Below are 19620 nucleotides of genomic sequence, written 5' to 3'. Positions count from 1 at the left end.
AGAGAATTATCCGAGTCTGGAGATTCCGATTCCCATTCTATCCCTGACTTTTCCTAGGATTGCGGAAGCGGTATTTCTGGCTTTATCGGAACCCTTTTTCATTACGGCTTTTACGTAGGTGGGATCGGCTGCAATCTTCTCTCTTTCTTTGCGGTAAGGTCCGAAATAATCCAGAATATTCTCCAAAAGGGCCTTTTTCAGATCTCCGTATCCGGTTCCGGGAGTGGAGAATCTATTCTGTAGAGCCTTTCTTCCTTCCGTGTCCAGAAAAAGGGAATGGATCGCATATATTACGCTTTTTTCATAATCCTTGGCCTCGTCGACTCCTGCGGAGTCGGTTACGATTCCCATTACGGATTTCTTGAGTTTCTTTTCGTCGTCGAAGAAGTTGATCGTGTTCCCGTAGGATTTGGACATCTTGGCCCCGTCCACTCCGGGGACGATTGCGGTTTCTTCGTCGATTTCCGGATCGGGTAGTTTGAAGGTCTCCCCGTACTGTGCGTTGAATTTTTCCGCTATATCTCGAGCGTATTCCAGATGCTGTTTTTGGTCCTTACCGACGGGAACCCGATCGCTATCGAAAGCTAAAATATCCGCTGCCATGAGAACGGGGTAGAAGAAGAGTCCACCGCTAGGAGTGATCCCTTTTGCCACCTTATCCTTATAAGAATGCGCCAGCTCCAATTTCGGAACCGTGATCGACATACTCAAATACCAGGTGAGCTCGGTCACTTCCGGAACTTCGGACTGGATCCAAAACGTGGATTTATCCGGATCGATTCCAAGCGCTAGAAAATCGCAAACGGCGTCGTAAGTGTTCTCCGTTTGGTTCTTCGCCGAGGTGAAAGTGGTTAGTGCGTGCAAGTCGGCGACGAAGCAGAATAGATCGGTCTTATCTTGGTAAGCGACCAACTTGCGAATGACCGAGAAGTAATTTCCTAAATGCAATTTACCAGAAGGTTGAACCCCGGTCAATATCCTCATTGTTCCTCCGAGGATGAAGAACGCTGAGGACTATCGAAAGGTTTGCCCGATAAGCGTTCGTATTCAGATTTTAGAGCTTGTAGTTCTACGTCGATTTTTCTATGAGCGGTAAGCTTGTTTACCGTGAATTTATCCTTGTAGATGACTGCGTAGTTGAAAAGTAGTTGGGCCATATCTACGAAAACATATTCCATAGTCTTACCATTCAGCCTGTTTCCGGAGACCATCGTAGAATCGTAATAAGGAATGAATCTATGTAGTACTTTCACTTCTTCGATGACTTTTTCCTTGGAAGCGAGTACTCTTTCGTTCAATTGCCCCTTGGCTTCGTAGTCCTTGGCCAAGAGATGATTCTCCACGATCACATTTATCTTCTCGGCGAATTTGCCCATGAAGGCGGACGCTTCCGATAATAATCGGAGAAGATTGATGGTGATTTGGTCTTCTACGTTACTGCCGGAAGTGTTTTGGTTGAAGGTGGCGAAAGTATATTGGAAGCTCGGATACTTTTTATTGAACGCATCCAATTGGCGCAGAAGGTTATTGATCTCTTCGATTTCCGATTTAAATAAACCGGGTTGGGTCATCAATACGTCCCTATTGTGGTTCTTGGTGCCGATCTTAACCGTTCCTTCCAACATCGGAGTATAGCAGGATTGGAAATCGCGCATTAGGATATAGATGAGTTTATGGGGCATCCCTTTATAGGAGGCCTTGAAGGCGGAGGAGTTCATATTCTCCGGCATATGATGCACGAAATAATCGTCCACGACCCCGTTTAAGAAATCGAAAGAGATCTTTCCATTCTCGTCTATTTTGAAGTAGCGTTGTCTAAGACCGTAAAGCTCTTCCTTCTTATTTACCCGAGTGAGGATATCGTCGGCGAGTTTGATGAGAGTAGTCTCGACTTCTTTCGTGATATCCGGAGATCCTTGGAACTTGGTCTCGTTAATGGGCGGAACGTTCAGGGAGTCCAGAATTTCGGCCCAGCTTACCACCTTTTTGTTGGAGACTACGTAAAACGCTCGAATGGCGTCCGTCAATTTAGGGCGGCCGTTTTCCAGATTCAGTCCGTAGTTGAGCCCCGAAATAATGGAAGGAAGCTTCATCGAAAGCTTTTCATCCTTTTTCACCAGCTCGGGAACGTTAGAAAGTATAATGTCTCTCGCGTCCTCTCTGGAAAGATGGCGGGCATAATACATCTGCATTTTTAAGGAACGGTTCAGGAAAATTTCGGGCGAGATCTCGTCGATGAAGAGGGAGTCCAACGAAATGAAATTATTGAAGAACTTATTGAAGTTTAGAACAACATTATATACTAAAGGTCTCCAGTGCCTCCAGCCTTGGCTTTCCGCTAAACGCAAGGCCTGTAATGTGGAGATGATCTGATCTTCCTTCAGGGCCTTGAATAGCCTTTCTACCGAAGGCGCGATTTTGGAGTTTCTACCTAAGAAACCGACTTCTACCGTTCCGGTCTCTTTTGCGAATTTGGAGATATTCGCATTTCCGCCGAAGAGGTTGGCCAAGAATCCAAGTCCCGCACCCGGATCTCCGGTAGTTTTCTTAACCGGTTTGGGAGCTGATTTGGCGGCTGAAGAAGAAGGGGTCTGCCGGGAGGATTTGTCTTCGTCTTCCGGCTTTTTGCTATCTTCTCTTTTCTTTTGCTCGAATTCCTCATCGACCTTCTTCATCAGGTCGATACGAATGAAGATGTCGTTGGATTTTTGTATGACTTCGTCTATCTGCTGTTGGTGTTCGGGAGAACGCGACTTGCGATAGAGGTCTGCGAAGACCTTATGGGCGTCTGTGCGAGAAGAGGACAAGATCTATTCCCTCTCGTTGAGCGGGTTCTCCACGATTTGGGAACTGGAAGGCGCGGAAAAATTAAAGAGAGAAGCGGAAAGCCCGATACCGGTTTGCACACCGGAGAAACTTACGGAAGTATATTCTCCCGTTCCTTTATGTTTCATTCTAAGAGTTCTGGGCGTATTGTCCGGTCCCACCGTCACCACGATTTCTTCGTACGTTCTATTTGCCGATTTCAAACGAAGAGATCCGCCTACTGGCGTCACTTCTTCGTATCCGGACAGGAGTCCCGCGATTCCCCCGGTCAGGCCTTTGACGTCCTGCTTACCGGTGATGCCTCTAGCCGGAGAATAAAACCAGAGAAAACGCCCATTAGAAGCGATGACCCTACCATCCGAAAATTTCACATGCAATTGGTTGGGTTTTTTATAAGAAAGTGTTCCGGTCAGCTCGTTATTGATCGTGATGCTTGCCCGAAGACTCGAGATTTCGTTCATCTTTCCGATGATCGCATTGAGCCGATCCCTGCCCGGGTCGGATAAAATAGAAGTGCCGCAGATCAGTAGAGCTGCGGCACCCAAAAAGGATAAGATACCCTTGGATGAAGCCATAATCGTTCCTACTATGGCTTCATTAGACGAAATTATCCAAGTACTTTTTTAAACTCGTCGGTCAGGGCCGGAACGACTTCGAAAAGGTCTCCCACGACTCCGTAGGTAGCCACTTTGAAGATCGGAGCGTCTCCGTCCTTATTGATCGCAACGATATACTTAGAGGATCCCATTCCGGCCAAGTGCTGGATCGCTCCGGAAATTCCGCAGGCGATATAGCAGTTCGGGGAAACGGTTTTACCGGTTTGACCCACTTGATGGCTATGAGAAATCCAGCCGGCGTCTACAGCCGCACGGGAAGCTCCCAATGCAGCACCTAAAACGTCAGCCAAGCCTTGGAGAACAGGCCAGTTTTCAGGCCCTTTGATACCGCGTCCGCCGGATACGATAATGGAGGCTTCTGCCAATTGGACTTTGTTTCCACCGCTTAAATCGGAAGAAACGATCTTAACTTTTGCATCTCCGGCTGCCGGGCTAGCCGCTTCTGCAGCGCCAGCTCCCGCTTTTTGAACTACTTCTTGGGAGTTCGGGCGGATAGTGAAAATTCCGATCGGGCTGGTAATTTTGAAATTACCGTAAGCTTTTCCGGAGTAGATCGGCTTCTTAGCTACGACTTTTCCTCCGTCTACGGAAAGACCGACTACGTCGGCGATGATCCCCGCGCCTACTTTCACCGCAAGGCGAGGAGAATAGTCCTTACCTTGGGAAGTGTGAGGAAGAAGAATCACGGAAGGATTCTTGTCCTTAACTACTCCGGCTACTAAATTAGCCCAAGTTTCAGCGTTGAAGTCGCCTGCATTAACGGTAACTACGCTGTCCGCACCTACCGCTCCGAGGTCTCCTGCGAATTTTTCAACTCCGGATCCTATCAGAAGAGCGGTAACTTTTCCTCCGAGGGCATCCGCGATTTTGCGGCCCGCAGAAGTGATTTCTTTGGAGATCTTTTTGAGTTCTCCGTCTTTGAGTTCGCCTACGATTAATACGTTGCTCACGGGTCTTCTCCTTAGATAACCTTAGCTTCTTCGCGAAGCGCTTTGACCAGCTGCTCTGCGTAACCTTTTGCGTCCGCAGCTTCCAATTTACGTCCTGGAATACGTGGTGGAGGTGGCTCCAATCCTACAACTTCCACTTTGCTTGCCGGGTTGCCCAGGTCCGCAGGAGTTTTAGTTTCGATCGGTTTCTTTTTAGCCGCCATCAACCCTTTCAGGTTAGGATAACGAGGTTCGTTCAGGCCTTTTTGAGCGGTGATTGCAACAGGAAGAGAAGTTTCCACAACCTGAGTTCCGCCTTCCACTTCTTTAGTGGACTTAACGGTAGTTCCGCTGATCTCTAGGCTAACTGCGAATGCAATATGAGCGATTCCGAGTGCTTCCGCTACTTGGATAACGACTTGAGAGCTGTCGCTGTCGATAGATTGGCGTCCGCCGATGATGACGTCTGCATTTTCTGATTTTGCAAAATTGGCGATGAGTTCTGCGGTTAGAACCGTATCGAAAGGAACGTAATTGTCTACTTTGATTTGAACGGCACGGTCCGCTCCCATAGCGTAAGCTTGGCGTAAGGATTCTTGGACGCGGTCCGGACCGAGAGAAACAGCGATGACCTCTCCTCCGTTTTTCTCACGCAGTCTAAGACCTTCTTCAATTGCGAATTCATCGTACGGAGAGATAATCCATTTAATTCCGGCTTCGTTGATGGACTTGTCCCCGACTTTGATATTCGTTTCGGTGTCAGGCACCTGTTTCACTAAAACGATGATCTTCATGAACTTTCGTTCTCCAAATAAATAGGGCTATAAACACGAAATTTCCGAAAAGCCTCGATGCAAACTACTTTTTTTGCGTCATTTCGGGAAATATGGCCTATCGGAACAGAATGAGTGTTCTGCTCCAAAAATAGACCCAAAAAAGCCCGGCTATAATCACTACCACGTTCCAGTCCGTTTTTAATAGAAAGGTCAGGCCCCAAAAGAAAGGAAGTAGAAGGAAAGATAAAAGAAAAAGGAACCAAATCCAAGAAGAAGCGAGTAAGGGAGAGGAGAAGGAGGACTCGATGGTCTCCCGTATCCCGTCTAGATTTTTGGAAGCGGGAGCTAATCCTCGGAGGCCTAAGAAAAAGGTACTCGCGCAGATCAAAGTTAATACGACAGAATATAGCATCAATGTCCCCTAAAGTAAAAGGAAAGGAGTCCTTTCCGGGTTCTCGCATTCGAACTTCGAGAGGAAACCCGCTAATAAGATGCTCCGGAACCTTTCGGGATGTCCAGCGGGATTCGATAGAAGCCCGATTAAATTAAACCCGGAGGCGGATCAAGGAACGCGACGTAAATTTAAGGATTCTAGAGTTGCCGGATGAGCTTTTGTGGAATGGATGCGAATTTGGATATCATCCGCCGGCTTATCTTCCAGCATAAATTCAACGCTGACTTTACGACCGTCCCCGGTTCCTCGGGATTCCGATAAAATTAAGAAGGAAGACTGGTTTGCAGTGACGCTGAATTTCGCCTTGTCCAGGGAATTTCCGATGAATTCCGCTCTATATTTTTCCTTCGACCTTCCTGCCAGATAAAAATCGTAAGCCACAATCTTATCGAAACGGTTATCCGGATTTTTTTTATCCGATATCACAGGCTCCGCATCGTAAACAAAATCTTCCGGGCCGACGGAGAAAGTATTTTGAGATACCCGATCGTTCTCTTTTTTGGGATCGATTTTATAAACCTGGTATTGTAATTTTCTGCGCAATATCAAATCCGGATAACGGTTTATAGTATCCATCGGAAAATTACCGTTCAGTCGTATCCTCTCCACTTTTTCCAAAGAGACGTTTTCATCTTTGAGATGAAAATCCTGATCTATCAAGTAAACGTTCCAGCCAGCCTCCAAAAGAGGATTTACTCTCTGTAGGAAGGGCCGCACTCTGTGGATAAGATACGTATTTTTTCCGCTAATATAACGAAGAGGGCTTGCAATATCCTCTTTCTTCGTGAAGTAGATCGCTTTTTCTTCAGGAAGGGAGGAAGTTAACCTTTCGAATTCCTCCGAATATTCGGAATACATTCTTTCGAACAGGATCAGCTTGTCCCGTTTATACAAATGGTAGGAATATCCTATAATTGTCGAAAAAATCAGGATCCATTTGACGAACGAGGTTTTTACGGGGAAGGAATAAATTCCCACAACCCCCATGATACATACGAAAGGTACGGAGAATAAGACCCAACGTCTGGAAGCCCAAAAATGATCGGCCATAACGCTAGGTTCGTATAAATAAGTGAAAGAGAGAAAGGATCCTAAAAGTAGGAATATCCAGGCTCCCGAATACTTTTTTCGGAACGAGAGAAAATCCAATCCGAAGATGCCGATTACGATCAGTGCGAAAGGAACGTAGAATTGGAAGAATAGGAAGCCGTTCTTATAGAAAAAACTAATATCGTCCAAAGCGAAGCGGGCGCTGATCTTAGGTTGAACGAAATTGGCAAAGCATACTAAAGAAAACAGGGTCGCAAAAATAAGAATCCTAAGAATGAGGAGATTTTTAAGGATTATACTCCTGACTTTTTCCACAAAGGCTCGACCCATTTCGAAATAAGAAAGCCCGAGTAGGGCGATCAGGAAAAGTAAGGAGCCGGCGCATAAAAGGGTCAGCTTCAGGAGAGGTTTAGCATTCCAAAGATATAAAATATATGGTTTGGAATTGGTAAGTCCGTAAAGAATCCCCAGAGCGGAAAGAATCGTAAACCCGAAAAGGAAATACAATCCCTTCGTAAGGTATTTCTTTCTCATGAAAAGTAGATATGCGATGAATAGTACGATTGCCGGAAAATAGATTAAACTGTCGATCCTATTGAAGCTGCTAAGGCCAAGGACGACTCCGGCAAAAAACATCCACGACTTATTCTTTCGAAAGAAATCCAGAGCTAAGTAAGCGGAGAAAATGATCAATAATTGGCCCAGGGTCTCGGAGAGTGTGGTGCGTACATTCCACAATTGTGCCGGGTTTAGAGCGCAAAAAGCGGCGGCTACCAGGGCACCCCAAGGTCCGATCAGTCTTCTTACGATCAGAAATATGAAAATAACCGAAAGTATTCCGAAAACGGAATTCACCCGAATGGCTCCGTCGATTCCGAATAAATCCGACGCTAACGCTAAAAAGGTCGGATACAAAGGGTAAAACCGCGGGGAAAGGGATCCTGAATGGAATTTCGAATTCGGTTCGATTGACTGGTAACCGTGAACGATATTATCCCCTAAGATCTTATGCAGGTCCTCGTAATTGGGATCGTTGAAGTCAAGACCGCCCGTTTTTTGGATCTGGCTTCCGTATACGACATATACTCCATGATCCCGATCGCCTTTGATGTATTCGGTCGGAAAAAAGAAGTATAAGTAGGCGGATACGAATACCAGAAAGAATAGCGCGATACTCGCCGGTAAATCTTTCGATTTACCGAACCCTGACATTGGATTTAGGAAAGGGCTGATTTTTAGAAAGAATAAGGAAACGCAAGCTGCGACGGACAAAAAGAATAAAATCAGAATCACATATGCGATCTTATAGGAATCGAAAATTACGAGAAATAGAGAGATGGAACCTATGATTAACGCCGTTACGGTTACTGATGTTGCGTTTCTGGAAAGAGGTTTTACGAAACCTTTGGTTTTGAGAAAAATCGAGGTAAAATATGCGAATGCAAAAAAGACTAGAAGAAATAAAATAATTACCAATAGCTCTACCGAATACGATTAGAATCGAACTGTTTTTTTTGTAAAGTCCGTATTTCCGGAAGATGATCGCAGGTTTCGAAAAGAATCTTTCGAGCGGGAGAAAATTTGTCTCATTCGAGTTGTTACTCTTTTTTTTGCCGAGGAAACCGAACCACCTGGAATTCGATCGGAACTAGGTTGCTTTTTCGAAGGTTTTAGAAAAAATTCAACAGAAATAGTGCAGAGGCAAAAATGAAAGGAGCCGGAGAAATGAGGGCCGATCTTTATAACCCGACGGAGGATCATCTTTCTCTTCGGGAGAATGTGAGCGCGTTCGCCAAGGAAAATTTGGATTCGCAGGCGAAGGATCACGACGACGAGGAAAAATTCAACAAGGATCTATTTCGCAGACTCGGTTCCGAATTAGGGATCTTCGGTGTCACCGTCCCTCAGGAAGAAGGGGGCATGGGGTTGGACCCGGTAGCGAGCGTGATCATCCATGAAGAATTCTCCGCATACGACCCGGGATTCACACTTTCCTATCTTGCCCACGAAGTTCTGTTCGTGAATAATTTCTTCCATAGCGGCAATTCTTCCCAAAGGGCGAAGTATATGCCTAAGGTCCTTTCCGGAGAATGGATCGGAGGCATGGGTATGACCGAACCCGGAGCGGGGACCGACGTACTCGGAATGTCTACAGTAGCCGTGAAAAGAGGGGACCGTTACGTTCTGAACGGAATCAAACAGTTCATTACGAACGGAAACGTAGGACAGGTTTTTCTAATATACGCAAAAACTCATAAAGATTCCCGTAGGACCACTTCTTTCATCGTGGAAAGTTCCTATCCCGGTTTTAGCGTGGGTAAAAAAGAGGAGAAGATGGGGATGAGATCCTCTCCTACCACCCAGTTAGTATTCGAGAATGTGGAAGTGCCGGCAGAAAACCTTATCGGGCAGGAAGACGGGGCCCTCACGCATATGATGCGAAACCTGGAGATAGAAAGAGTGACTCTGGCCGCTCAATCCTTGGGGATCGCTAAAAGATGCGTGGAGATCATGTGCGAATATTCCATTCTTCACAGAGAGGCGTTCGATAAGAAGCTAATCGACTTCGGACAGATCCAACGTTTGGTCGCGGAGTCATATGCAGATTATCTGGCGGCCCGGGCCTTGGTTTACGATGTCGCCTCCAAGATTCATCCGGAAAACAGGAATTCTTTGGGCGCCGCCTCGGCCAAGTTAGTCGCTACTCAGATGGCGGAGAGAGTTTCCCGAAACGCAATTCAGGTATTGGGGGGCTACGGTTATTGCCGGGAATATCCTGTGGAAAGGTTGCATAGGGATGCGATTCTTCTCTCTATAGGAGGAGGAACGAACGAGGCGATGCAGAAGAATATCGCTGCGGACCTGAAAAAGGTCTACACCACCTCAGCCTGATTCTCGCCCTATAATCTTTCGTATTTTAGCGTTAGGGAGTCCGTCTCTCGTAAGATACGGATACTTTTAATATGGAATTCGGGAGTTCGACTCCCTTATTCCTTTGGAGGAAAATCGAAAAATGAAGCGGAAGAAAGTTTTCCATATCTGCCTAAAAGCCGCGTTTAGCTATGCACTCCTGTCTTGCCTGTTCTCGTCCGGTCTATTCGCTACGGACCGAGAATCGGGAAATCAAAACAATAGCAATTGGTCGGTCCAATACGGATTCGGATTCGGGGCTCCGACGGTCCAAAATCCCGGAATATTCGGAAATCCGAATGCCGCGATAGCATCCACCTATCTTGCTAATAGCTTGTTCGGCGGAGGTTCCATCGATTTTGCGACTTTAGCCTTATTGTCTAAGACTCCCGAACCGCCCAAAGTGAATTCCTACGGGTCTCGTTTTTACGCCGAATACGCTCCCGGGTTCATAGGCTTCGTGTTCGGGATGAATGCGGACGTATTACAATTTACCTTTCCGCAGGACAATACGCTCCTTTTCGCCGCTTTGCAACAGCAAGCAAGTACGGGAAGTATCGACTCTACACTTCTTTCTACACTCGCAAATCCTCCGGCACAAAAGTTAGGCTTAAACGTAACTACTCTTGATTTTGCATTGAACCTGCACATGAATGCTCGTAAAACGGTGGATCCTTACTTCATGTTAGGACTCGGAGTCGGAGGTTGCGATTTCAATTGCTATTCGGGTAAGGTTTTCGGTCGCTTGGGGGTAAGATTCAATTTAGGAGGAGCTTACGTCTTCCTGGAAGGCGAATATAATAATTACTGGATCAAGTATACAGATTACCAGCAAACGCTGCAAATGAACGGTCCTAAAGCGACTATGGGTTTCGGGGTTTACTTATAACCGATACTTAACGAGCGGGAGTTCGTTCCCGCTTCTTATGCTTCGCTTCCCGTTTCCCATCTTCCTTCGGCGCGTAAAGTTCTTCCCGTATAAGGGCCTATTTGTAAGTTCTGTTTTCAGGGCCTACTAGCGACTAGGCCGAAAGGGATGCTTTAAAATACTCATGAAAAAAATAAGAACGAGAAGAAGGGACTCGGAAACCCAACTTACAAAAGGGAGAGTTTTCCTCTCTCTGGTTGCGGTCCTTCTTACCCTGTTATTCGCGGAGTCCTGTTCCTCATTCCAAAATTCCCAATCCTCCCATTCTAAAGGTAGGATCTCTCTAGACCGTGACGATTTGGTCCTTACCGAAACCGATCCTCCTCCTGCGGATAGACATTTGCATGCGGACCATTATCCCGCTTCTAACGAAAGACGACTGGATTTATTCAAATCCAGAGTGGAAGGTCTCGGTGGAGGTTATGTAGGAGTAGGAACCGATCAGAATCTGACCTTGATTGCATGGGCAAAGAGCGATTACGCCTATCTTACGGACTTCGATCCTGTAACGGTTTCCATCAATCGTATCCATCTGTATTTTCTGGAGTTGGCTCCCAATTACGCGGAATTCGAAAAATTATGGGATGTGAAGAATAAGAAGGAAACTCTGGGGGTATTGGAAAAACGATTCTCCACCGACCCGGAATATAACGTAATTATAAAATCCTATGAAATTGCTCTCAGAAAAGGGGGAGTTCCCCAAAGATTGGGGGACTTGCATAAGATTTCCAAGGTTTATCCTCAGTTTACTTCTTTTCATAATGACACGAAAGACTACGAGTTTTTGAGACAAATGGTTTTGGACGGTCGGATTCTGGCGGTGGATGGAAACTTGCTCGGGGGAAAAACCTTCAAATCCGTAGCGGAAAAGTCGGAAAGACTAGGAATTCCGATCCGCATTCTATATACCTCCAACGCGGAGGAATACTTCCGTTATCCGGAAGGAATGAAGAATAATTTTCTGAATCTATACTCTGACTCCAAGAGCTTAGTCGTAAGAACGGTTACCAAGGGAGCTAGAGTATACGGTTTCCCGGACGGAGAGATGTTCCCGAAAGAATATCCGTTTCACTATAATATCCAGCCTCTGGAGAATTTCAAGACCTGGCTGAAGAACGAAAATCCGTTGTCCACTACTCGTATCTTGAAAAGTAGAACTCCAGTGGTAAAAGGATTTTCCGTAATCGAAAATCTTCCGGACAGTCCCGCCGCAAAATCGACGGCTCAGGGCGGAGATAAAAAATAGGAACAAAAGGACTTTCCCGATAAAAGAGGCGAATATGATAAAAAGGATCTATAATAAAAATATAAAATTTCAAAAGGTCCTTTTTCTTTCTTTTTTACTGGCTTTTTCGGTTCCCTGTTCTCCGCAGAGCGTTCAGTTAACTTCCGGCGGACCCTCGCCGGTTAAAATCGTAGCAGTGGGGGATATCATGTCCCACCAAACCCAAATCGATTCAGCTTATAGTAAAGAATGCGATTGCTGGGAATTTTCCGAAGTCTTCCAAGAAGTAGCTCCTATCATCTCCGAGGCGGATCTCGCCGTGGGAAACTTGGAAACCACTCTTCCGGGAGATCCTAAACAATATACCGGATACCCACAGTTCGGGGCGCCGGATTCTTTAGCTAAAGCGATCAAAGACATAGGGTTCGATGTTCTTTCCACGGCAAATAACCATTCCTGCGATAAGGGCAAATTGGGAGTGGTTCGCACCGTATCCGTGTTGGAGGACTTGGGTATCAAACATCTCGGGACCTACAGAACTAAGGAAGAATATGATAAAAATAGAATATTGCCGGTTTCCGTCGGAGATCTGAATCTCGTATTTTTGGATTATACTTACGGAACCAACGGCTTGGAGATCCCCGCCGGAACGGTGGTAAATCTAATCGATAAGGAATTGATCGCGGCGGATATCGCCCTGGCTAAAAAGTCCAAGCCGGATGGAATCGTGGTCATGTACCATTTCGGGACCGAATATCTGCATGAGCCGGATCCTTTTCAAGTCGAGATGGTGGATCATGCTTTTCAATCGGGAGCGGATATCGTATTAGGCGGTCATCCTCATTCTCTCCAAAGATTCGGAAAGAAGATCGTGAAGGACAAGTTCGGTCTGGAAAAAGAAAGATTCTTCATCTATTCTTTGGGAAATTTCATTTCGGGCCAGGACCGTCGTTATGTGGACGGAGGGATCATCCTAAAATTCTCCCTGTCCAAAGAAGACGGAAAGCTAACGGTTTCCGATATCAATTACGAACCCGTATGGGTTTACATTGATAGAACGGGAAGTAAAACGCAATTTCGTCTTTTGCCTGTACGAAAGTATTTATCGAACGACCAACCTCGTAAACTTCCCGAGAACGCTTTTCTGAGAATGAAACAGTTCTATAAGGATACTACAGATAGATTGGGAAATCCAAAGTAGAATCAGACCGCGATTCTACCCATACGGAATCTGTCGGAAGAAGAAATAAAAACCTCCTCGTCCGAATGCAATCTTAGCATAGAAGGTTCCGGCCCGAATGAGGTCGCTATCATTCTTCTTCCCGAACCGGAAATTCCGAAGCCGCCAAGCTCGGTACTGATCTTACCGGCCGGCGCCGAAATATGAATGATGGAAGGATCCAAGGCGGATAATCCGGAAAGATGTATCCCTCCTTTGCAATAGAGGCAATTCTCTAAACCTTTAAGGAACCGAACGTCCCGGATCCTTAAGATGTATTTGGAAAAGAGCGTAAAACTACCTTCTCCTTCGCTTAAAGTCATCGTTCCCGTAGAAGAGATTAATTTATATTTTCCGAATATGCAATGAGCGATAATATCCCCGTCCTGGGTGGAGGCGCTCACTTCTCCTTGCAAATTCCTGAGAACTATATCCCCTTTCGCGGATATTATGGAAAAAGAACCGGATGCGTCTTCCAGACGAATGTCTCCCTCGTTGCCGATGATCCGAACGATTCCGAAGGAGCCCTTCATTCTTACAGGTACGGATTCTCCTATGATTTTGATTTCCATTCCTTCCGGGATTTTGAGATGAATACGAGCCTCGGCGGATTCGGAGGAAAACAAAGGGGTTTCCGTAAAGATCCGTAGTACATTCTTCTTTTTCTCTATGCGGATTTGTATTTTTCCTTTCCGAAAGATTTCCAAATCGGGGATTTCATTTCCGGAAAATACGGCGACTTCTCCTCCGTAGCCGACCAATTCTATTCTTTCTACATCTTCGAGATCTAAGGGGTAGATTTCCTTTTGGATTTCTTTCATCGCTTCGAATCCTCCGGATTTTTCCGGGAAACAGGTTCCTCCTTGACGGAATTGTTTTCCTATGGGGACCTGATTCTCAAATACAAATTAACTTGGGCTCTAAATATCTTAGAGACTAAGATAAATACCGTCTAAGAGATATGGCCAAATCTGCAAGTAAAAAACCGACCCGGACGGAAATTCATGAATCCCTCTCCATGACGATGCGGGAGATGAGTTCGATTTCCACCCTCTTCAGCCAAGCGGTAGCCGATAAGGTCGGAATCAATAGTACGGATATGGAATCGGGGGACTTCCTGAATATCTACGGTCCTATGACTGCTGGGAAATTGGCGGAGCTGACCGGATTGACCACAGGAGCTGTAACCGGCGTCATAGACCGGCTGGAGAAGGCCAGATTTGCCAGAAGAGTGCCCGATCCGGATGATCGGAGAAAAGTCTTAGTGGAACCTCTGCCGGATCGGATTCTGGAGATTTTAGAATATTTCCAACCTATGAAGGACGGAGTGGAGACCGTACTTTCCCAATATTCCGTGGAGGATCTCGTAAAGTTTCGAGACCTTTGCCAGAAACTGATCGCTGTTTCCAGAACGGGCCTCGGAAAGTTAAAACAATAAAATCCCTCCGAATTTCGGAATATTTGACAATAAATAGTTCAAATTCAAAGTATAAGAGTCTAAGAATCGAGGTGATTATGAATCGACTATATACGAACTATTTACTCGGAAAAAACTGGCTCAAGAACCGGATCGTCATGGCCCCAATGACACGATCTCGGTCGATCGGTAACGTTCCGAACGATCTAGTAGCGGAATATTATACCCAAAGGTCCGGAGCAGGACTCATCGTAACGGAGGGAGTTTCCCCTTCTCCTAACGGACTGGGATACGCTCGGATTCCGGGGATTTTTAACCAAGAGCAGGCACAGGCTTGGAAGAAGGCGACAGACGGAGTGCATCGTAACCAAGGCCGTATATTCGTGCAATTGATGCATTCGGGAAGAGTGGGAAACCCACTCAATTTACCGGCAGGCGCCGAGTTAGTCGCTCCTTCTGCAGTTGGACTCGAAGGAAATGTTTGGACGGATGCGGAAGGAAACCAACCTTATTCCGTTCCGAGAGAAATGAATGCTTCCGATATCAAAAATACGATCCAAGAATATGTAAACGCATCCAAGCTCGCGATCGAAGCAGGATTCGATGGAGTGGAACTTCACGGAGCCAACGGATACCTGATCGAACAGTTCCTACATCCTTCCGCAAATAAACGAAACGACGAGTACGGTGGAAGTTACCAAAACCGAAATCGCTTCGCGGTCGAAGTCGCTAAGGCAGTAGTGCAAGCCATAGGCGCGGAAAAGGTGGGGATCCGCCTCTCTCCCTACGGAGTCTTTAACGGCTTGGAAAATCACGACGAAATCGAAAAGCAGTACGAAGATCTCGCGATTTCTTTAGGAAAAATAGGCCTCGTTTATATCCATATCGTGGACCATTCCTCTATGGGAGCGCCTAAGCCGACCGAAACCGTTGTAAATACGATTCGCAAGGAATACAAGTCGGGAAATCCGAAAGGCACCTATATTCTTTCCGGCGGATACGATCCGGCTCGTGCGGAATCCGATTTGGAAAAAGGAAACGCGGATCTCATCGCCTTCGGTCGCCCTTTCATTTCCAATCCGGATCTGGTGGAAAGATTCCAAAACGGAATTCCTCTTACCGAAGCGGACCAATCTACCTTTTACACTCCTGGAGAAAAAGGCTACACGGATTATCCGACTGCGGCTCTATTCGGCGCGAAAGGTTAATCGATTCGGCAAGGACTCGACTCTCGCCGTCGAGAAGGGCGGCGAGGTTCATACTTTGTAGATATTTTTAATGAAATGTATTAAAACCTAATAGAGAAATTCATCTAAATTCTTTGTTGATAACCTCTTAAGCTCCTTTCCTTGATCGTCGCAATCCGGACTCCGTTATTAATGGATCGGTGAACATTCTCCTCATCATATATTCTAATCCGTAAAATTTGCTTGTCCGAATCCGTTTTTGACTTCAAAAACGATCTTCATGAAGTATAGACTTTTTACTTTTAGGCTCGATTCAGGACCTGGAGTATGAATGCGCTATAACCGTATCCTCATTGCACCCGACAAATTCAAAGGAACTCTTAGTGCAACGCGTGCCGCAAGGGCAATGTGTTCAGGTGTTCGCTTTGCCTGGGGTGACGCGGTCCAGGTGGTCGAACTCCCTCTAGCGGATGGTGGAGAGGGGAGTCTTGTTGCTCTTCACTCGCTGCGACCAAAGCTGAATCTTCAGGCAGAAATCCTCCCCGATGCAGGAGGGCTCAAGCGCTCTGTTTGTTATCTCACTGGCGAGACCGATGCTTACTTTGAATCCGCGCGACTACTTTCGTTAAACTTTAGAGGGAATCGCCGACTTCCTCTTCTCGACAGAACGAGCAGTGGCCTTGGGCGTTGGGTTTGCCATATGTTGACCTTGCAAAAAAGGGAGTTGTTTTTGTTTCTCGGAGGCACGGCAGTATGCGACGGTGGACTAGGAATCTTACTTGAATTAGGATTTCAGCTATTGGATGGCAAAGGTAACCCGGTGCATTCTCTTCGAAATTTGCCGAATGCGCGGAGACTCGTATCTCCTGCCGCATTTACCTCGATAGGAGCCAATATCAAAATGCTTTCGGATGTAACCAATCCTCTATTGGGTCCGATGGGCGCTCCCAAATTGTTTGCCCCTCAGAAAGGAGCTACGCAAAGCGATGTGGCTTTATTAGAAGATGGACTCGAGCAACTCTCCCGTTTGTGGGCTGAATTCGCCGAACAAAGTGACTCAAATTGGCCGGCCGGAGTCGGTGCAGGAGGTGGAATTGCGCTTCCTTTTCTTGGAATGGCAAAAAAGCAGACAACGCTCGGCTCGGGCTCTCTTTTCTTTTTGGAGGAATCCGGATTGGCCGACATGATCCGTCCGGGTGATTTGGTCCTAACCGGGGAAGGCAGAACAGATGCAGGCACCTTGGCAGGTAAGCTCGTAGATGCAGTAGTCCACCTCTGCCGTAAGGTTGGAGCGGACTGTTTGGTTGTCAGCGGAGCCGTGGCCGATCGAGACAAGTTAGACGCAGCCAATTATCCAAAGACAATAGCTGTTTCAACCGATGGTAGTGTGCCGTCACGTAAAGCAGCAGCTGATGAGCTTTCTAGAGCCGTTACACGAGCTCTATCCGTGATGAAATAATTTTATTTCACGAAATCCGAAGTTAGGATGATCCATAAAAATAGATGAAGGTGCTATGAGACATGGATCTCTCGCTGTCGGAAAAAGCGGCGAGAGGGAAGTGGGACAATGGAGTTGGTTTAGTATGAAGAGGGAAAAGAGAAATTCGCATATAGAAGAATAATTCGCCTTTAAAAACTAAATACTAGGTTTTGGTAGTGGATACTTCTCACATGCCTTCGCCCATGTCTCAGCATTAGATAAGCCGTTCTTCCTATATTCATTGCAGAGACCTCCCCTTTTTTGAGCAAAATCATCAAAAGGATACTCACTCAAAATCTTATTCAGTTCTATTTGAATCTTTTTACCCCAATTGAAATTTAACTTTTCTAGTATTTCTTTCCTCATGGCAAAGGTTTGTCTTCGAGGATCTGAATCAGGAATCCTGTTGGCAAGTTCATACCTGGCGGCAATATTGAATGCAACGTCTTTAAAGATAATATACAAAAGATCATCAAGATTATTTGTCGTATCTCTCCGAATCTCTTCTCCGCGTTCGGCTATCATATAGTGCAGTCCCTTATCATTAACTTCAACATATGGGAATGCGAAATCTCCAGAATATCTAAATTTCGGTAAATCTATCGTCTTCGCATTGATCGTCTTACCCATTTTGTGTACAAGTGCCTCTATCGTTTTAATCGTTATTCTTTTTGCTCCTTCTTGTTTCATGGCTTAAGCTCCTTGATATGTCCGCTATCGATCCATTTTTGAATTCCACCTTCGAATTTGTATTGAGTGTTTCCTCCTTTGGCGCCAAATTCGCTAACGTTTGTAATAGATACATTATCTAACGAAATTTCGACAGGGCATTCCATTCCAAAAGTAGGAAGAGTCCCTTCCCAATTGGTAGTCATCCGGCCATATTCGGTCTCTACCAAAACTTTTCCATTCTCACCTTGGCCAATTACTTTCACAATCATTCTTGATACCTTTGGAGTTCATTTGTGACACGAAGTAATCGAAATATACAAACTACCTTTGAATGAAAATATACTAGAGAAGATGCAATGAATTTTTCAATAGCAAAACTATATAAGCTGGCAGAACAAAATTCTACGAGTCAATTGAAGAAATGCAGATCGATTTGGAAATCTTCTTTGATGAATACAATTACAAGCGAGCTCATCAAGGTAGAAATATGAACGGAAAAACTCCTTTCCAAGTCTTCATTGAGGGCATTAAGACAAAACAGCCGGAGGTCCACCAAGTAGAAAATTAGAACAAGCGTTCAGAAGAAGTGTCAGGTGAATACTAGCTCTGTACACATTTGGAATATCAACATTATTAGAGGGCGATTTATTCCAGACTATTCGCTAAATTCACTATTCCATGGTTGCTTCTTTTCGAAGGAAAACAAATATCTCATCTGGATCTTCCAAATTGTTAAGTCTTCCCTTCGAGTATTTGCATTCCCACTTCAAACTCTCAAACTCGTTATATTTGAAAAATGACATAAATTCAGCCATTATAGAGGAAAGCTCTTCTTCGTCATCTGCATCCGGAATTTTATCTAAATAAGATCTTACCAAAACATCATGGTCGACTATTCTAATCGTTACAGCTCGAATTGAATCGTATATTGTACCAATAAGAGATTGGTTAAGTGCCAAGATATATTCTCCTCTTTCTGTCATAAGCTAATATTGATTGGGAGATGCTGGCACAATATGGGCACCCTTGTCCCCAAAATGGACTGTCCCATATCGCGTTGCCCCCTTATCGACTCCTTTATCTAAATGTCTCCCGATCGTTTTGCCAAAATCAACGACAATATTATTTTGGTTTTCTCTTAGAATCTTAGCATTCCCGGCATGCAAGTCAGATAGCAAGCTCGTAGCCCTTTCAGTTAGGATAGATCTTCCTTTTGAATAAGTTGGGCCCGGAATGTGCCTGCTTTGTGCCGTAACATTTATGTTTCCAGGAATTTTCGACAGAATATTTGGGGATACTGCCCCTCCCCCCGCTTGTCCAGTTCCAATTCCTCCGCCACTGGTACCTGCACTTTCACTCGTTCCTGATTTAAAGAAATTCTTGGCTGCGTTTCCAATTTTACTACCGACTTCGGATGCCGATCTCGAGGCAAATTTAGCCGTCGCCATTCCAACCCCGACGCCACTAGCTAAACCACCTGCTCGCTCCCACCATTCAAGATCTCCAATGGGTCGTCCGCTCTGATCCGTATTTTGATACAGGGCTTTCCCTTCTGAATATGCCATCAGCATACCCGTTGCAAAAAGTCCAAACGCTACCGCTATGCCCAAAGGGGGACAAGCCATCGATATGGCAGTGACCAATGCGGTCGCTCCATAGCCAAGTATCGCTCCTACAACTATTCCGATAGCGAACCCCTTTCCGAAAGCCAATGCTTTATCCGAAAGTGTTGGAGCAGCCCCGGTTATGTTAATCTGCGAACTTTTTTCAAATCTGGCTTTTTTCTCACTAAGGCTCTCATGCCCGGTTGGATCCTTCGCATGGATCGGATTCCCCCGGACATACATATACCGGTTCCAGCCTTGCGTGTCTTCCTGTCCGTCGATAATCGAATCCGCGGTGACAAACCTCGCAATACTTGCATCATAAT

The 19620-nt window shown here is 45.7% G+C and carries 19 protein-coding genes and 1 pseudogene; 8 read left to right on the top strand and 12 right to left on the bottom strand.

Going from position 1 to position 19620, the window contains the following annotated elements; translation table 11 throughout:
* Positions 1-6: 6 nt before the first annotated feature.
* The 7 genes from trpS to LEP1GSC061_RS13270 all read right to left on the bottom strand — a co-directional run bounded on the left by trpS (position 7) and on the right by LEP1GSC061_RS13270 (position 8128).
* Entirely contained in the window at positions 7-984 is a 978-nt protein-coding gene (gene trpS / locus LEP1GSC061_RS13300; RefSeq protein WP_016546440.1) for a tryptophan--tRNA ligase, read from the bottom strand.
* Complete coding sequence (locus LEP1GSC061_RS13295) at positions 981-2810, bottom strand: hypothetical protein (protein ID WP_198014275.1); 1830 nt, start codon at positions 2808-2810, stop codon at positions 981-983. The genes trpS and LEP1GSC061_RS13295 overlap by 4 nt, the downstream gene beginning before the upstream one ends.
* The gene (locus LEP1GSC061_RS13290) at positions 2811-3401 is read right to left on the bottom strand and encodes a LolA family protein (RefSeq protein WP_016546690.1); all 591 of its coding nucleotides are present in this window, start codon (positions 3399-3401) and stop codon (positions 2811-2813) included.
* Positions 3402-3433: 32 nt separating this feature from the next.
* On the bottom strand, positions 3434-4393 hold the full coding sequence (locus LEP1GSC061_RS13285; RefSeq protein WP_016546755.1) for an electron transfer flavoprotein subunit alpha/FixB family protein: 960 nt from the start codon (positions 4391-4393) through the stop codon (positions 3434-3436).
* Between the two features lie 11 nt (positions 4394-4404).
* Positions 4405-5166, bottom strand: a complete 762-nt coding sequence (locus LEP1GSC061_RS13280) for an electron transfer flavoprotein subunit beta/FixA family protein (protein WP_016546583.1) — start codon at positions 5164-5166, stop codon at positions 4405-4407.
* Between the two features lie 97 nt (positions 5167-5263).
* On the bottom strand, positions 5264-5560 hold the full coding sequence (locus LEP1GSC061_RS13275) for an LIC10362 family protein (RefSeq protein ID WP_016546280.1): 297 nt from the start codon (positions 5558-5560) through the stop codon (positions 5264-5266).
* Between the two features lie 150 nt (positions 5561-5710).
* On the bottom strand, positions 5711-8128 hold the full coding sequence (locus tag LEP1GSC061_RS13270) for a glycosyltransferase family 39 protein (RefSeq protein WP_016546244.1): 2418 nt from the start codon (positions 8126-8128) through the stop codon (positions 5711-5713).
* 231 nt (positions 8129-8359) lie between these two features.
* Here LEP1GSC061_RS13270 and LEP1GSC061_RS13265 point away from each other — a divergent pair, with 231 nt between their 5' ends.
* From LEP1GSC061_RS13265 to LEP1GSC061_RS13250, 4 genes are all read left to right on the top strand, one after another.
* Entirely contained in the window at positions 8360-9544 is a 1185-nt protein-coding gene (locus LEP1GSC061_RS13265) for an acyl-CoA dehydrogenase family protein (protein WP_016546061.1), read from the top strand.
* Between the two features lie 121 nt (positions 9545-9665).
* Positions 9666-10451, top strand: coding sequence for a hypothetical protein (locus tag LEP1GSC061_RS13260; RefSeq protein ID WP_016546003.1), 786 nt, complete (start codon positions 9666-9668; stop codon positions 10449-10451).
* A gap of 163 nt (positions 10452-10614) precedes the next feature.
* Positions 10615-11736 carry an LIC_10091 family lipoprotein gene (locus LEP1GSC061_RS13255; protein WP_016546555.1) on the top strand — a complete coding sequence of 374 codons (1122 nt, stop codon included), beginning with the start codon at positions 10615-10617 and terminating at the stop codon, positions 11734-11736.
* Between the two features lie 34 nt (positions 11737-11770).
* Positions 11771-12916: a CapA family protein gene (locus tag LEP1GSC061_RS13250; protein ID WP_016546252.1), complete on the top strand. Its 1146-nt coding sequence runs from the start codon at positions 11771-11773 to the stop codon at positions 12914-12916.
* A 2-nt stretch (positions 12917-12918) separates the two neighbouring features.
* Here the strand turns inward: LEP1GSC061_RS13250 and LEP1GSC061_RS13245 are convergent, their stop codons facing one another.
* Positions 12919-13755: a DUF4097 family beta strand repeat-containing protein gene (locus LEP1GSC061_RS13245; protein ID WP_016546879.1), complete on the bottom strand. Its 837-nt coding sequence runs from the start codon at positions 13753-13755 to the stop codon at positions 12919-12921.
* A 140-nt stretch (positions 13756-13895) separates the two neighbouring features.
* Between LEP1GSC061_RS13245 and LEP1GSC061_RS13240 the strand changes: the two genes are divergently transcribed.
* The 3 genes from LEP1GSC061_RS13240 (at position 13896) to LEP1GSC061_RS13230 (ending at position 16997) form a co-directional block, all read left to right on the top strand.
* Positions 13896-14372: a MarR family winged helix-turn-helix transcriptional regulator gene (locus LEP1GSC061_RS13240; protein WP_016546047.1), complete on the top strand. Its 477-nt coding sequence runs from the start codon at positions 13896-13898 to the stop codon at positions 14370-14372.
* 77 nt (positions 14373-14449) lie between these two features.
* Positions 14450-15559 (top strand): alkene reductase, encoded by a 1110-nt coding sequence (locus LEP1GSC061_RS13235; protein ID WP_016546169.1) that lies wholly within the window; start codon positions 14450-14452, stop codon positions 15557-15559.
* A gap of 310 nt (positions 15560-15869) precedes the next feature.
* Positions 15870-16997 (top strand): glycerate kinase, encoded by a 1128-nt coding sequence (locus tag LEP1GSC061_RS13230; RefSeq protein WP_016546609.1) that lies wholly within the window; start codon positions 15870-15872, stop codon positions 16995-16997.
* A gap of 177 nt (positions 16998-17174) precedes the next feature.
* Here the strand turns inward: LEP1GSC061_RS13230 and LEP1GSC061_RS20865 are convergent, their stop codons facing one another.
* Both LEP1GSC061_RS20865 and LEP1GSC061_RS13220 read right to left on the bottom strand, forming a co-directional pair.
* The gene (locus LEP1GSC061_RS20865) at positions 17175-17708 is read right to left on the bottom strand and encodes an Imm63 family immunity protein (protein WP_052006552.1); all 534 of its coding nucleotides are present in this window, start codon (positions 17706-17708) and stop codon (positions 17175-17177) included.
* Complete coding sequence (locus LEP1GSC061_RS13220; RefSeq protein ID WP_040508832.1) at positions 17705-17959, bottom strand: hypothetical protein; 255 nt, start codon at positions 17957-17959, stop codon at positions 17705-17707. Before LEP1GSC061_RS13220 ends, LEP1GSC061_RS20865 begins: the two co-directional genes overlap by 4 nt.
* 116 nt (positions 17960-18075) lie before the next feature.
* On the opposite strand from LEP1GSC061_RS13220, the pseudogene LEP1GSC061_RS22050 reads away from it, so the two are divergent.
* Positions 18076-18258, top strand: a pseudogene (locus tag LEP1GSC061_RS22050) (IS481 family transposase); the annotation flags it as partial.
* 103 nt (positions 18259-18361) lie between these two features.
* Here LEP1GSC061_RS22050 and LEP1GSC061_RS13215 read toward each other — a convergent pair.
* On the bottom strand, positions 18362-18649 hold the full coding sequence (locus LEP1GSC061_RS13215) for a hypothetical protein (protein WP_040508830.1): 288 nt from the start codon (positions 18647-18649) through the stop codon (positions 18362-18364).
* Between the two features lie 27 nt (positions 18650-18676).
* Positions 18677-19620 (bottom strand): polymorphic toxin type 50 domain-containing protein (locus LEP1GSC061_RS21695; protein ID WP_040508828.1); only part of this gene is annotated, 944 nt, incomplete at its 5' end.

Source organism: Leptospira wolffii serovar Khorat str. Khorat-H2, assembly GCF_000306115.2.
Lineage (GTDB): Bacteria > Spirochaetota > Leptospiria > Leptospirales > Leptospiraceae > Leptospira_B > Leptospira_B wolffii.
This window is presented reverse-complemented; position numbering and strand designations above follow the sequence as displayed.

Bases quoted from the DNA above. Each gene is read 5' to 3' on its own strand.
- LEP1GSC061_RS13275 (WP_016546280.1), bottom strand. From the start codon at position 5,560: ATGCTATATTCTGTCGTATTAACTTTGATCTGCGCGAGTACCTTTTTC.
- LEP1GSC061_RS13265 (WP_016546061.1), top strand. From the start codon at position 8,360: ATGAAAGGAGCCGGAGAAATGAGGGCCGATCTTTATAACCCGACGGAG.
- LEP1GSC061_RS13260 (WP_016546003.1), top strand. From the start codon at position 9,666: ATGAAGCGGAAGAAAGTTTTCCATATCTGCCTAAAAGCCGCGTTTAGC.
- LEP1GSC061_RS13250 (WP_016546252.1), top strand. From the start codon at position 11,771: ATGATAAAAAGGATCTATAATAAAAATATAAAATTTCAAAAGGTCCTT.
- LEP1GSC061_RS20865 (WP_052006552.1), bottom strand. From the start codon at position 17,708: ATGAAACAAGAAGGAGCAAAAAGAATAACGATTAAAACGATAGAGGCA.
- LEP1GSC061_RS13255 (WP_016546555.1), top strand. From the start codon at position 10,615: ATGAAAAAAATAAGAACGAGAAGAAGGGACTCGGAAACCCAACTTACA.
- LEP1GSC061_RS13290 (WP_016546690.1), bottom strand. From the start codon at position 3,401: ATGGCTTCATCCAAGGGTATCTTATCCTTTTTGGGTGCCGCAGCTCTA.
- LEP1GSC061_RS13280 (WP_016546583.1), bottom strand. From the start codon at position 5,166: ATGAAGATCATCGTTTTAGTGAAACAGGTGCCTGACACCGAAACGAAT.
- LEP1GSC061_RS13230 (WP_016546609.1), top strand. From the start codon at position 15,870: ATGCGCTATAACCGTATCCTCATTGCACCCGACAAATTCAAAGGAACT.
- trpS (WP_016546440.1), bottom strand. From the start codon at position 984: ATGAGGATATTGACCGGGGTTCAACCTTCTGGTAAATTGCATTTAGGA.
- LEP1GSC061_RS13245 (WP_016546879.1), bottom strand. From the start codon at position 13,755: ATGAAAGAAATCCAAAAGGAAATCTACCCCTTAGATCTCGAAGATGTA.
- LEP1GSC061_RS13240 (WP_016546047.1), top strand. From the start codon at position 13,896: ATGGCCAAATCTGCAAGTAAAAAACCGACCCGGACGGAAATTCATGAA.
- LEP1GSC061_RS13220 (WP_040508832.1), bottom strand. From the start codon at position 17,959: ATGATTGTGAAAGTAATTGGCCAAGGTGAGAATGGAAAAGTTTTGGTA.
- LEP1GSC061_RS13235 (WP_016546169.1), top strand. From the start codon at position 14,450: ATGAATCGACTATATACGAACTATTTACTCGGAAAAAACTGGCTCAAG.